Raw genomic sequence first — 13357 nt, forward strand, 5'->3', positions numbered from 1 at the left:
GATCCTCGGCGTTACTCACCACTCGAACCGACCAGCCGACCGGTTTCTCGGTTATGGTCACCCCGGAGGAATCGAAGGGGGTTTGACCGCGTGAACGATGTTACCGACGAGTCACTTTCGCCGGAACCACGGCGGCGCAAGGTGCGCCGACGCAAGACCGACGAGCAAATCGCCGCCGAGCGCCACAAGCGCCGGACCGTCGCGATCGGTTGCACCGCAGGAGCAGTCGTCGTCGTCGGACTCGGCACCTGGCTGGCTTACGAAGGGCTGCAGGCGAAGTCGAGCCTCGAACAGGCACGGGAGTATGCCACCAGTTCGAAAGAGGCTCTACTGGCGGGTGATACCGAGACGGCCCTGCGCACCGCCGGCGACGCCGACAAGTACGCGAAGCAGGCCCAGGACTCCACCCACTCGCTGCCGTGGAGCATCGCCGCGGCCATCCCCTGGCTCGGCAGCCCCTTCGCCTCGAGCCAGCAGATGAGCGACGTTGTGACAGGCCTCACATCCGACGTTCTGGTGCCCGCCGTGGACGCCGGCTCGGCCGTCTCCCCCGATCAGCTGATCCTCGACGGCGCCCGCATCAACCTCGCTGCCCTGCGCGACGCCGCACCCGTCCTCGAGACCACGGCAGCCGCGGCCGCCGAACTCGATGCCCGGGCGCAGAACATCGACGCCACCTACCTGGGCCTGATCGACGACGCGCGCGTCCAATTGCAGGATCAGACAGGCGAATTGTCCGGTTTACTACACAACACCTCTCTCGCGGCCGAGATCGCGCCGGCCATGCTGGGCGCCGACGGGCCGCGCAGCTACTTCATCGGCTTCCAGACCAATGCCGAGGCTCGCGGCACGGGCGGCCTGCTCGGCGGGTTCGGCATCGTGCGCGCCGCCGACGGTGCGGTGCGGGTGGACGACCTGGCGAGCAACCGGGAACTGCGGACGAACTACCAGCCCATCGACCTGGGACCGGACTTCGCCCGCACCTACGGGCACAGCCGGCCGACAGTCGACTTCCGCAACAGCAATGTCAGCTCGCATTTCCCGTACGCGGCGCAGATCTGGCAGTCCCTGTGGCAGCAGGAGTCGGGCGAGCGGGTCGACGGCGCGGTGGCGACCGATCCGGTGGCGCTCAGCTACGTACTAGAGGTGGTCGGCCCGGTCACGATGCCGGACGGCGAGAAGATCACCGCCGACAACGTCGTCGAGCTCACCGAATCCACGGCGTACTCGCGGTTCGGCGACAACCAGGCGGCCCGCAAGCAATACCTGGAACGGGTGGCATCGGCGGTCGTCCAGAAGATGACGGGCAGCATCAGCCGCCCCCAGGCCCTGCTGGAAGCCCTCGGCCGCGCGGCGAGCGAAGGGCGGCTCGCCGTGTGGAGCGCCAACCCGGACGAGCAGGCGGTTCTTGCGGGAACACCGCTCGGCCACACGGTTCCCGAGGACTCCGCCCCGTACGCGGGCGTGGTCGTTAACAATCTCGGCGGCAACAAGCTGGACTACTACCTGCGACGCGAGATCGAGTACACCGCCGGCTCTTGCGACGGCGATACCCGGAGCTCCACGGTCACGGTGCGTCTGAGCAACGACCTACCGGCCGGTGACTTCACCAACTACGTAGCCGGAATGTTCGACAACCCGATCGGCGCGCCGTTCGGCGCCAACCTGACCGATCTGTCACTGGTCGCCACCCAGGGGGCGAGGCTCGACAAGGTGACGGTGAACGGGACAGCGGCCATGAGCTTCACCGGTAAGGAACTGGGGCACCCCGTCTACAGCGTGCAGCTTCCGGTTCCGCGCGGCGAGACGGCCGAGATCGTCTTCGAGCTGACGGAACCTGTCGTCGAGGGCGAGGCACGTATCCCGGTCCAGCCACTCGTCGACGAGCCGGAATTCAGCGTGGAGGTGCCTGTCTGCGGATAGGGCTAACTGGGCGGCTCTACAGCCACCGACCCGGCCCGCCTCGCTTATAGCGACGGAAGGACGCCCAGAAACCCCATGCTGCGATACCGAATCCGACAAAGGACAGAAGGTCGGATTCCGTGAGACCGTGGCCAGGATTGAACACGTACAGCACCCGGCCCTCGAGGGGGCCACTCAGCGCGAGCCACAGAAACGACGCCACCGCGACAGCCGTGCTCGATAGTGCGTTCGGGCGAGCCAGGCACCATGCAGACGCCGCGAAGAGCGAGCACATGAAAACCAGAGCATGAAAGATTTCCGGACTGACGATCGTGCACCCCTGATCTCACGCTGCGTACGATGCGATGAGCTTCAACCCTAACGGCCGCGAGGAAGATCTTCGCGCCCAGCCGCCTGCACTGACGTATACAGGTGCAACTCGGGCCGGATGCAGTGCGCACTCCTTCACACGAATGCCACCGCCCGAACCTACCTCCTTGGTGGTCCTAGTCAGACGTTCGTCGGGGGTTGTGCCAGGCGATGGGATCGGCGGGGTAGAGCCCACAAGCGCAGTCGAAAGCCCTGTCGGGACTACCGCTCGGCCGCCCGGTGGACAGGACCGAGTCCTGGTCCTTTCCATTGCAGGCCAGATAGATCGCGAAACCCCAGCTATGGGCAGAGCCCAGATTGCGCAGCGTCAGCGGCAGCACCGTGTCGTCGGCGAGCGTGCCATCGAAGTGAGCGAACGCGCCTCGGAATCGGGCATCGATGCCACGCAGCGGTGACCAGCGGCCCCATGCATGGTCGAGCAACCGCAGGCGCAGCGAGTTCTTCGTCGATTCCGATGGCGAGTTCGGCACGACGTCCCCGTGACCGGGTCGCCGTGACGGCAGGCGGACCGGATCCGGCAGAGTTGAGGCATGAGTGACCTGGTGGTACCGGCGTGGAGGCGCTGGTGGCGGTCTCGATCGAGGTGAGCCTGGCCGACCGTGCCGAACTCAAACGACGGATCCACCCCCGCAGCGGCAGGTTCTGCGGCCGCTGATCGTGGTGTGTCGACGGACATGAGAACCTGACCGTACGCGGACAGGAAGATGACCGCTGACGGCCAATAAGAGCCGACTGTGTGCGGACACGAAAGTGACCATCGACGGTCACGAATCTGCCCAGACCATCCCATTCGCCCCGGCGCGTCCGCGCCGGGGCGGCCCCTCCCGTGGTTTCGATTGCGATGCCTAGTCGAATCGAACGCCCCGGGAGGGACCACTGTGAAGTCTGACGGAGAACTGATGGACATACTCAATGCCTACGATCTGACCGGCTCGTACCGTGCCGCCGCGCAGTTGTGCGGCTGCTCGCACAACACCGTCAAGAAGGCCGTCGAGGGCCGGGCGGCGGGGCTGCCGCCGGCGGTGCGGCGCGCCCGGTTGATCGACGACTGGCACGACGTGCTCGAGGGGTGGGTGGCCGAGTCCCGCGGCAAGATCCGCGGCGACGTCGCGCACCGGCGGTTGCAGGCACTCGGCTACACCGGCACCGACCGTACCACCCGGCGGGCACTGTCGGAGATCAAAACCCAATGGCGACTGGGTAATACGCGAGTGCACCGCCCGTGGGTGACCGAACCGGGGTTGTGGCTGCAGTACGACTTCGGGGACGGTCCGGTCGTGGACGGCCGCAAACTGGTCCTGCTCGTCGCGTGGCTGGCGTGGTGCCGGTACCGGGTGGTGCTCGTGCTGCGGGACCGGACCGCGGCCAGCGTGTTCGCCGGCCTCGACCGGGTCTTCCGCATCCTCGGCGGCGCCCCGACCTACCTGCTCACCGACAACGAGAAGACCGTCACCACCGGTCACATCGCCGGGGTCCCGGTCCGGAACCGGCAGGCGGTGACGTTCGGACGCTACTACGGCATCTCGGTGCTGACCTGCGCTCCGGCCGATCCCGCCTCGAAGGGCGGGGTGGAGAACGCCGTCAAACTCGCCAAGGCCGACATCGTGCCCACCGAGACGAACCTGCTGTCCCGCTACGACAGCGTCGCCGCGGTCGAGGCGGCCGCCGCGGAGTTCATGGACCAGGTCAACACCCGCACCCACCGCGCCACCGGCCGCGTCCCGGCCGAGATGCTCACCGAGGAACGCCCCCGGCTGCACGCGATACCGGACCTGCCGCACACCGCCGCGCTCGGGGTCACCCGTCGTGTCCCCGACACCACCCCGATGATCACCTTCGAACACGGCCAATACTCCGTTCCGGCAACACTGTTGGGGCACAGCGTGTGGGTGCGCCACCACGCAGGCACCGACGAGATCGTCGTCTGCGCCCTCGACGACGGCGGCCCGGTCGAAGTCGCCCGGCACCGGCGCACCACCGTCGGCAGCCCCGCGATCGACGACCGACACTTCCCCGACCACCGCGCCACGGTCCCCGGCGACTACCGGGTCCGTGCCCGCACCGCCGCCGAACACGCCTTCCTCGCCATCGGCGAGGGCGCGGCCTGCTGGCTCAAGGAAGCCGCCGCCGTCGGCACCGAACGCATGGGGCAGAAGATGGCCCATGCGGTCGCACTGTCCACCCTCGTCGACCGCGCCGACGTCGACTGGGCACTCGGGCACGCCGCGGTGCACGGCCGCTTCGCCACCGGCGACCTCGACTCGATCCTGCGCGCCAAGGGCCTGGATCCGACCCGCCACCGAGCCCGCGAGGACACCTCCCTCGCCCAGGGAACCCGGGGATGGACCCTGCTGGGCGCCACCGGACCCGACGAGGAGGTGGGCGCATGAACCCCACGACGGCACCGCTGTCCGCCGACGTCGAGGCCCTGATGCGGCAGCTGCGGCTGCCGCATGCCCGTGCGATCGCCGCCGACGTGCTGGCCACCGCCCGCTCGCAGCGGTGGGACCCCACCGAGGTGATCAAAGCACTGTTGGCGGAGGAGGCGGCCGGGCGGGCCCGGTCGATGCTCGCCTCCCGCCGCAAGGCCGCCGGATTTCCCACCGGCAAGACCTTCGACGTCTGGGACGAGACCGCCTCGTCGATCCCGTTGCCGACCCAACACGCCCTCAAGACCCTCGAATGGGTGCACCGGCGCGAGAACCTCGTCGTCTGCGGCCCCTCGGGCACCGGCAAGACGTTCTTCCTCGAAGCCCTCGGCCAACGCGTCATCGAGGCCGGCATGCCGGTGGCCTGGTTCACCCTCGAACAGATCGGGGTGCTCGTGCGCTCCCACCGCGCCGACGACTCCCTCGGCAAAGCGATCGCCAAGATCGTCCGCGCCGAACTCGTCGTCATCGACGACGTCGGCTTGCTCCCGGTCGGGGCCGATGCCGCCGAAGGGCTCTACCGCATCGTCGAAGCCGCCTACGAACGCAAATCCGTGGCGGTCTCGTCGAACCTGCACCCCAGCGGCTTCGACGAGCTGATGCCCAAGACCCTGGCCACCGCCACCGTCGACCGGCTGCTGCACCACGCCCACCTCTGCCAGACCAGCGGCGACTCCGTGCGCCTGGCCCAAGCCCTCAACGGGAAAGGAGTCAAAGCTCTGACCTGACCACCACCCGGTGGCGGACACCCCGCGGGCAGATTCGTGTCCGCCACCGGTCAGCCCCACATGTCCGCCCACGGTCAGCCCTCATGTCCGCCCGCAGTCAGATCCAGATGTCCATTGACAGTGGTGCTCGCCGCCGACCTGCGGATCTGCGTCGACACCGTCATACTGAAGGTCCCGTTACTGCTGCATAGTGGTCGGCGCCGATCCAGAGGTCGGCGGCGAGCACCAATTAGTACTGCAACGACAGTTTGTGATTCCGACGTTTGTGGTGACTGACGCGAGCTCTGGCCTGACTGACGCGGCGCCAGTTCGACCAGTGCCAGACGTGGACGAGAGCGTGTCTGACGGGACACGCGGCACGATTGAACAGTCGTCGAATCTCATTGACTGTCAGAGGAATCAACTTACCGGGACCGGCCGAAGATCCCCTTTTGAGCGTCTCGGCGCAGAATCGTCAAGAACGCGGCGGCAGCCATCGACAAGGTGATGTGCCGGTACCAGGCGGTGTAGCCCCGGACCTGATAATGGTCGAGCCCGGTCTCGTTCTTCGCGGTCTGGAAACACTCCTCGATCGCCCAGCGACTGCCGGCCACGCGGACGAGCTCGTCGAGTCCGGTGTCGGCAGGGCCGTAGCAGATGTAGTAGGCGATCTGCTCCGGGTCGGTGATCGAGCGGCGGGCCAGCAACCAATGGCCCCGGCCGGGCTCGCGCAGCGGCCGGATCGGGGCCGCGGCCCAGTCGTACACCCGCGGTCCGTGGGCACCGTCGCCGCAGGACAGTCGTTGCCACGCCGACGCCTCGAGCTCTGCGATCACCGCGTGCGCCCGGCGCTGACGTAGCTGCATCGAGATCACCATCTGCGACTTGGGCACGGCCAGCACGTGCGCAACGCCGCGGGATTCGAGCCACATCCGCACGCGGCCGACCTGCCCGTAGGCCTCGTCGGCGGTGACCCACCCGAACGGGATACCGCCGTCGACCGCTCGTTCGATCATCGATTGGGCCAGTTCGGGTTTGGTCGCAAACTCTTTACTGTCGTCGATGCCGGCATCGCGGCAGCGATCGCGGTCCTCGGTCCAGGACTTGGGTAGATACAATTCCCGGTCGATCAACGCCCGACCACGATCTTCAGGCGTAGGCGAGGAACACTCCGACCTGACTGTTCTCGATCCGCCCGGCGGTGCCGGAATACTGCCGGGCCACGCCGGCGGATTTGCTGCCCTTCTTCAGAAAACCGGTCTCGTCGACGATCAGCACCCCGGTCTTCTCGTCGCCGATCGTCTCGACTACCACCTGCCGCACGTCATCGCGCAGCCCATCGCAGTCCCAGGCATAGAAGTTCAGCAGCCGCTGCATGCCTTCCGGGCCGGTGTCCCCGGCGGCCTCGGCCAGCGTCCAGCCGTTCTTACGGTCGACCTCCGCGAGCAATCCACGGACATAGGCCACCATCCGCCGTCGTGACTCCACCCGCGAGAACCGGTGTGCGAACCGACTGCAGAACGCCGTGAACCCCGCTGACCATTCCAACACCTCCGACTGCACCAAGATCAATTACCATAGGTACAACCTTGGTCACAAACTGTCGTTGCAGTATTTAGAGGATGTCTCATTTGGCGAGCTTCTTCCAGCACGTCAGCGCGGCGGCGAGTTGGAGAAATCCGGCGAAGTGCTCACCGTGGCGTTCGTAGCGGATCGTCAGGCGCCGGTATCCGGTCAGCCACGCCAGGGTGCGTTCGATCTTCCACCGGTATCGGCCGAGGCGCTCGCCGGTGTCGACGCCCCGGCGAGCGATGCGTGGGACGATACGTCGGGCGCGCAGCCACCGGCGGTGCACGGGGTAGTCGTAGCCCTTGTCCGCCTGCAACCGGCCGGGTCGGCGACGACGCGGCCCGCGACGCGACCGCACCGCCGGGATCGCAGTCACCAGCGGTTGGAGCATGACGCTGTCGTGAGTGTTTGCGGAGGTCACCGCGGTCACCAGCGGGATGCCGTCGGCATCGGCGAGGATGTGGATCTTCGAGCCGTTCTTGCCTCGCTCGACCGGACTGGGACCGGTCAGAGATCCCCCCTTCGCCCGGACGTGCGCTGCATCCAGGATCGCCGCGGACCAGTCCAGGTCCCCGCCGGCGCCGAGTCGGTCGAGGACCTGGCGGTGCAGCTCGTCGAACACCCCGGCCTTGACCCACGCGGCGAAGCGGCGGTGCGCGGTCGGGACGCTGACCCCGGACGATGGCGGCAGGTGCCGCCAGGCGCAGCCGCTGGTGAGCACGTAGACGATCGCGGTGAACACCGCCCGATCGTCGAGCGCCACCCGACCGCCGCCCTGCGGCCGCGCCCGGAACCCGGGCAGCAGCGGTTCACCGATCTCCCACAATGCATCCGGCACCAGCCGTGTAGACAACGCATCGACCACGACATGTATCATGCCGCACAGACGATCCGATCCATAAGATACACGCTCTTAATCAGGGGCAACCGCTCAATACCTCCCCGGCGTGGCCGCATCGGTCGGCACGAAGAGGCGTTCAAGCCCGGAAATCGCACTTGACAAGAGTGCCGTTACAACCTAAAACCGGCGATTTCTTGACGATACAAGACCACTTTCACGCGCGCTGCTGAACCTCCCTTTCAGCCCGACGATCCCGGACCGCCTCGTAAGCTCTCCGGGCAGGGATTTCGATCCATCGGTACATCAATACTCCTACGCCAATGCCAAGCGCTGAATGAATCAATAATCGTAGGACCAATGGACGATGATCGGTATAACTCTGGGCCCACATGATCAGACTGAGGTGAACCAAATAGATGCTGTAGCTTGCGAGACCGATCATCTTGACGACCCGATTTCGGCAGAAAGCAGTAAACAGGTCCCGCACTCTTCCGTCGGCAGCCGTGAACCCGTAGAGGAGCACTACGCAGGTCGCGATGCTTTGGAGCGAGTACCGAATCGTTTGCCGATACCAGTCGTCCCGAATCGCCAAACTCACCAGGAAAACCATGACCGCTGCAGCGAGTGCAGCTCCACGGCCGCTTGATCTCCGCAGACGGCCTGGCTTTCCCCCACCGCATTGCCAACCGAACAGAAGAATGGCGACCAAGATGCCCCAGGCAAGACTGTCGGCACGCGTATCGGAGCCATAGTAGATGCGATCAGCGATCTGTTGGCTTCCCGGATCTGCGAGAAGAAGCCGAGCCGCCGTACTGGCTCCGACGACTCCGATCGCCGAAGCAGTCAACCATGGAATTGCCCGGGGGCTCTTCACCATCCACAACCAAAAGATCGCAAAGACAATATAGAACTGTTCCTCGATCGAAAGACTCCACACGACTCCGGAGCCTGGAAGTACCCCTGCCTTGTCGGCATCCAGCAAGTTGAAGTAAAAGAGCAATTGACCCGCGAAAGCGTTCCAATTGATCGTTCCGCCGAACGCCGCGAAGATCAGTGTGGGAACAGCAACGGCAAGGAGGAGCGGAGGAACCAACTTCACCGCTCGACGAACGTAGAACGCCTTGATGTCGAAACGTCCTGTCCTCTGCCACTCCTTCAGCAGAAGAGTGGTGATGATGAAACCGGAAATCGTGAAGAACACTGTGACACCAGCGCCCCCAGGGACAATGTGGCCGAGTCCGGCGTGCCCCACGATGACGAGGAGAACAGCGAATGCTCGCATCCCGTCGATGTGTTCGTACCTATTACCTGCGGTCTCGGCCGGTACTGGCGTTCTCACCTTCCCTGCTCGAAGCGTGGCTGGATCATGAGGCACCGCGCCCGTGTCGCTCATGACAGAATCGGGTAGCTAGAGATGTACACGTGACGTTCTCCTTCGGCTATGGCCAGGTATGCGGCATGGTCATCCAGGATGTATGAATTTCCCATGCGTTGTGCTGTTTCCGAACCGGCTACCTCGGAGCCACACGCACGGTCTGCATGGCCGAACTCGGGCACAAGGTGATCGGCATCGATATCGATGCGGACAAGATCGCAAACTCGAATCCCGCGAGGTTCCGCTCCTCGAGCCCGGACAGCTCGAAGTCCTTCAGCCGGCCTGGAGGCCGGACGGCTCGCGTTCACCAAATCGTTCGAAGAACCAGCCGCGCTGCGTTTGCAGACCTCCAAATCCGTTCGTCGAGCCGTCGATGACCCGATTCCTCTTCTTCCGCCCAAGCATGTCGTAGAACGGGAAGACCGTTCACTGACATGCTCGATGCGCCTGTCAGTCGGCCTACGCGCGGGCCGCGATGACCTCGTCCGGCGCACCAATATCCGCGACACGGTCCGATGCGTCGCGTCTCAACACTTCGGTGACATTCCGCCGAACGCTAGCGGGGACGACGTCGCTAGGTTCGAGGTAGCCGAGGGAGATTCCCACGGCAGCTCGTTCGTAATCTGGAATGCCCAGGTCTCGGATCAGGGCTCGTTCCTCTGAAGCCGTGTTGCCGAACTGCAGCAGGCACGACCCCACCCCCTTCCAATGAAGCGCGTACACCAACGTCATCGCGAACAACCCGGCGTTGAGATACCCCTGGTTTCTCTCTCCGTAGAACTCCAGACTACGAGAATCGTAGGTGATCAACCCGATTCGGCAATTGTCGTAGTCGACGCCACCCGTACCGTGCAGAGTGTCGTAGAGCAACCGCTTGCCTTGATGGTCGTCGATCACATGCAATCGGACCATCTGGCGATTGCATGCTGAGGGAGACAACATTGCCAGATGTACAGCCTCGTCAAGGACCTCATCCGAAACGTTGCTGCTTGTGTAGCGCCGCGTCGAGTGGCGTGAAGCAACGAACTCGTCGAACGGAATCTCCCTCCAAGCCTCCGGGTCTCGCTCCGAAATGGTCTTCACACCGGCTTCGCACCGTTCCACGTCCGGGTCGCTGGCGCTGTCCAGGAACCGGTCAACCGTCTCGTACGCGTCCTGATTTCTGTCATCGCGATCGGAGTGAAAATCGAGCCATGCCCGCAGAACGGATTCCCCCATCCGGTACGCGGTCGATGTCCGAGTCTCCGCGCTGGCGTTGTCGAGCATGTGGGCAAGCGCGATCGCTTTAGCGGCACCGAAAGACCTGGGGGTGCGGTATGCCATTCCCTTCTCCAGGGAATGAACTCGTAGCATTATCCGGTACTGTTCATGACTCGATGCACGCCCACCGTCCAAGAGGTGACTGGACATGAACCGGGCATCGTAGAAGTACTCCCGATGGATCTTGATCCGCTTCACGAACTGCCGGAGCGAGTCAACGGACTTCAGCCTTTTCTTGAGACTCACGACGAATCACGCTCCTTGCTACCTTGACGAGATTGGGGTCGCAAACGAGTAGGTAAGCGACAAGGACTATCCAAACGAACACTTTGACGAACAGAACCGGCCAGAATTCCAGTCCCCACCAAGACTCATGGTCGCCCACCATCACGAAGCACACCGCAACGAGGCCACCGGACTGCAGCCTCGCTACGCGGGACCAGGGGATTCCCGGGGTGTCCAGTCGTCTGGACGACGAGACTGCTATTGCGCTCATCATGATGCGCTGCACCAGTTGAGCCGCGGCCACACCCATCAGGCCGAACTGGGCTGCACCCAGTACAGCCAAAGGGATCGAGGTGACGCTCGAGGTGCCCGAGATAATCAAGACCACACGTGTGCCCTTTTCGTGGTAAAGCAGGGCGGACAACGACGGATAGTAGATCGACTTCACCATCATGCTAAGTGAAAGAAGTGGGACGATACTGGCCGCGGCGTGAAAACTCTCCGGTGTCATCAACGTCAGGAGCTCGGATGCGAAGAGTGCTACCGAGGACGAGATGACGACGGAGGCCCCCACGAACGTGGCAATCACATCGCGTACACGGCTCTGCCAGCCGGAAGGTTTCCCATCCACTTGCGTGAAGTACCACGATAGAAATGCTCGGTGGAACGCCGTCTGAATCGCGTCGATGAAGTTCACCGCGTACATCGCGATGTTGAACAAGCCGGCGGCCGCGACACTGATCAGGTGCGAGATGATGACTCTCGTGGCCAGTGAAGTCGCCTGCAGGGTGAGTGTGTGAGGAAGCATGGGCAGCGCGTATGCGAGCAGACGACGAGCATCCTCCTGATCGAAGCGAACCCACAGCATGCCCATCTTAATTGCTCGGACTGTTCCGATAAGCGCAAAGGACCCATTGGCTACCACCAACGCCAGCGCCACACCCAGAAGTCCGAGTTTCAGTGGCCCGAGGAATAGTACGGTTAGCGCACCATTGGAAACGAACAGCGCCAGCGAATAGAGACCGAAGGACCTCGCCATCGATCGCGCTTGGAGCAGCGCAAGATACACAGTGGTCAGCGGCTGGAAGAGCAACGACGGTAACGCAACCAATATGACCGGGTAAAAATCGAATTCGGGAAACACCAAGGGCGAGTACAAAGGTCCGGATAGTGTCAGTACCACGGTGAGGGCCACCGCGGCGGACAGCACCGTCGTGTAGGCGGCCGTATAGAACTTGGCTTGGCTTCGGTGGAGCGCCTCACCCGAGCCGTCCACACCGTCCTCAGCCTCGAAAGACGGGTGGCAGAATCGCACCACTGCGTATTCCATACCCAGCGACGCGATCGCTCCCCCAAGTACTAGGAGGGTGACGATGAGATTGAAGTATCCGTACTCCTCAGGGGTGAGGAGTCGCGTGTAGACCGGCAGAAGGATCAGCGACGAGAGCTTCTGCAGAATGGAAGCTACGGCGTAGATCAGGGAGCGTCGAGCGACTCCCCTGGTCTTATCGGACGTCGGCAAGACCTTCTCCGACTGCTTCCTTGATCCGGGCCAAGACGGCAAGACCGTGGTCCCGTTCGCGGTCCATAGCCGATTGCGCAGTCCAGGCCGGCGGTTCGGCGATCATCTTCTCGACTGCGGCGAGCAGTACACGGTGATCGCCGGCAGCGCCCGCCTCGGTCAGATTCACGTAGCGATCCTGTAGTCCGAGCTTGACGAGCAGATTCTTGATCTTGCTCTCGTACTTCGAGTAGAGGCACTCGCTGTCGAAACTGATAAATGGGACCTGGCTCAGTGTGCTCATACAGGTTCCGTGGAAGAAGTCGGTGACCACGCAGTCGTACTGGCCGAAGGCACCCGCGAACTGGACGGGGTCCAATTGAAGGAACCGGGCACCGGGATACCGAATGAACACCGTGTCGATATCCACCGAGCCGCTAAGACTCGAAACCAGGCCTTCACCTACCGTTCGGTCGCGCACCATCAGCAAGATCTTCTTCCGACCGTTTCGAGAAGCCGCGGAGTAGGGAACAACGAACTCCGGTAGCCCGTGGATGAGCGTCGGATCTACGATCTCGTCGATCCCTACGGACTCACCCAGCAGTTCCTGGACGAAGGAGTACGTATTTGCGTCACGCACGGATATGTAAGTGTACGACGCGAGTGAACGCCGGAGGATCTCTCGGCTCCCCGTCGAAAGCCCCGAGATGTCGAGCCTGTTGGCTGATGTCGCAAAACTTGCTCGAACCCGACCGAGAGATTCGGGAGCGTAATAGATGCTCTTGTCACCGACAAATGCCAGATTCCAGACCTCGTCGGATCCTGTCACGAATCCGTCGAACTGGGAGTCGAGGTAGTCGAGCGTCCCGTTACGGTCGCTGACGTCTATCCACCGCTTCCCAACCGGCTTGTGCGTATACGGACTCACGAATTGACGCATGGACGCGAAGTTCCGCGCTCTGGTGAGACCGAAACTCGGATTCTTGGGGTTGAGTACCGAAGCGAGGCGCCGCCTTCTAACGTGTCCGACGTCCGTCGGGACGAGGGAATAACTCCCCCTTGCGTCTGCAGTGGCGAACAGTTGGTAGGTCGCGTACGCCTGCAACACCGTCCCGTAGTTCTCCGACTGAGTGAGTGTGAGAATGCCAATTCTCCCGG

General features: G+C 63.7%; 9 protein-coding genes and 2 pseudogenes. 4 read left to right on the plus strand and 7 right to left on the minus strand.

What is annotated here, in order from left to right:
• The first annotated feature begins 141 nt into the window (after positions 1 to 141).
• Positions 142 to 1923, plus strand: coding sequence for a DUF4012 domain-containing protein (locus tag HFP48_RS21500; protein WP_168580619.1), 1782 nt, complete (start codon positions 142 to 144; stop codon positions 1921 to 1923).
• A gap of 485 nt (positions 1924 to 2408) precedes the next feature.
• Here HFP48_RS21500 and HFP48_RS21505 read toward each other — a convergent pair whose 3' ends face one another.
• The gene (locus HFP48_RS21505) at positions 2409 to 2762 is read right to left on the minus strand and encodes a hypothetical protein (RefSeq protein WP_246872445.1); all 354 of its coding nucleotides are present in this window, start codon (positions 2760 to 2762) and stop codon (positions 2409 to 2411) included.
• A gap of 408 nt (positions 2763 to 3170) precedes the next feature.
• Between HFP48_RS21505 and istA the strand changes: the two genes are divergently transcribed.
• Both istA and istB read left to right on the plus strand, forming a co-directional pair.
• Positions 3171 to 4682, plus strand: a complete 1512-nt coding sequence (gene istA, locus HFP48_RS21510) for an IS21 family transposase (protein ID WP_168580001.1) — start codon at positions 3171 to 3173, stop codon at positions 4680 to 4682.
• Positions 4679 to 5449 carry an IS21-like element helper ATPase IstB gene (gene istB / locus HFP48_RS21515; RefSeq protein ID WP_102032129.1) on the plus strand — a complete coding sequence of 257 codons (771 nt, stop codon included), beginning with the start codon at positions 4679 to 4681 and terminating at the stop codon, positions 5447 to 5449. Before istA ends, istB begins: the two co-directional genes overlap by 4 nt.
• Positions 5450 to 5848: 399 nt before the next feature.
• Here istB and HFP48_RS21520 read toward each other — a convergent pair.
• The 3 genes and pseudogenes from HFP48_RS21520 to HFP48_RS21530 form a co-directional block, all read right to left on the minus strand.
• Positions 5849 to 6991 (minus strand): annotated as a pseudogene (locus HFP48_RS21520) (IS701 family transposase).
• 64 nt (positions 6992 to 7055) lie between these two features.
• Positions 7056 to 7874, minus strand: coding sequence for an IS5 family transposase (locus HFP48_RS21525; protein ID WP_246872446.1), 819 nt, complete (start codon positions 7872 to 7874; stop codon positions 7056 to 7058).
• Positions 7875 to 8052: 178 nt separating this feature from the next.
• On the minus strand, positions 8053 to 9231 hold the full coding sequence (locus tag HFP48_RS21530) for an acyltransferase (RefSeq protein ID WP_168580002.1): 1179 nt from the start codon (positions 9229 to 9231) through the stop codon (positions 8053 to 8055).
• Positions 9232 to 9377: 146 nt separating this feature from the next.
• Here HFP48_RS21530 and HFP48_RS31665 point away from each other — a divergent pair.
• Positions 9378 to 9543, plus strand: a pseudogene (locus HFP48_RS31665) (UDP-glucose 6-dehydrogenase); the annotation flags it as partial.
• 129 nt (positions 9544 to 9672) lie between these two features.
• On the opposite strand, the gene HFP48_RS31670 reads toward HFP48_RS31665, so the two are convergent.
• From HFP48_RS31670 to HFP48_RS21545, 3 genes are read right to left on the minus strand one after another with little or no spacing between them, the layout of a single operon-like run.
• Positions 9673 to 10719, minus strand: coding sequence for a nitroreductase family protein (locus HFP48_RS31670; RefSeq protein WP_246872447.1), 1047 nt, complete (start codon positions 10717 to 10719; stop codon positions 9673 to 9675).
• Positions 10688 to 12220: a lipopolysaccharide biosynthesis protein gene (locus HFP48_RS21540; RefSeq protein ID WP_168580003.1), complete on the minus strand. Its 1533-nt coding sequence runs from the start codon at positions 12218 to 12220 to the stop codon at positions 10688 to 10690. The genes HFP48_RS31670 and HFP48_RS21540 overlap by 32 nt, the downstream gene beginning before the upstream one ends.
• A complete protein-coding gene (locus HFP48_RS21545; RefSeq protein WP_168580004.1) occupies positions 12204 to 13307 on the minus strand; it encodes a polysaccharide pyruvyl transferase family protein in 1104 nt (367 codons plus the stop codon). The genes HFP48_RS21540 and HFP48_RS21545 overlap by 17 nt, the downstream gene beginning before the upstream one ends.
• Positions 13308 to 13357: the final 50 nt, after the last annotated feature.

It is taken from the genome of Rhodococcus sp. DMU1, assembly GCF_012272955.1.
GTDB classification, from domain to species: Bacteria; Actinomycetota; Actinomycetes; order Mycobacteriales; family Mycobacteriaceae; genus Rhodococcus; species Rhodococcus aetherivorans.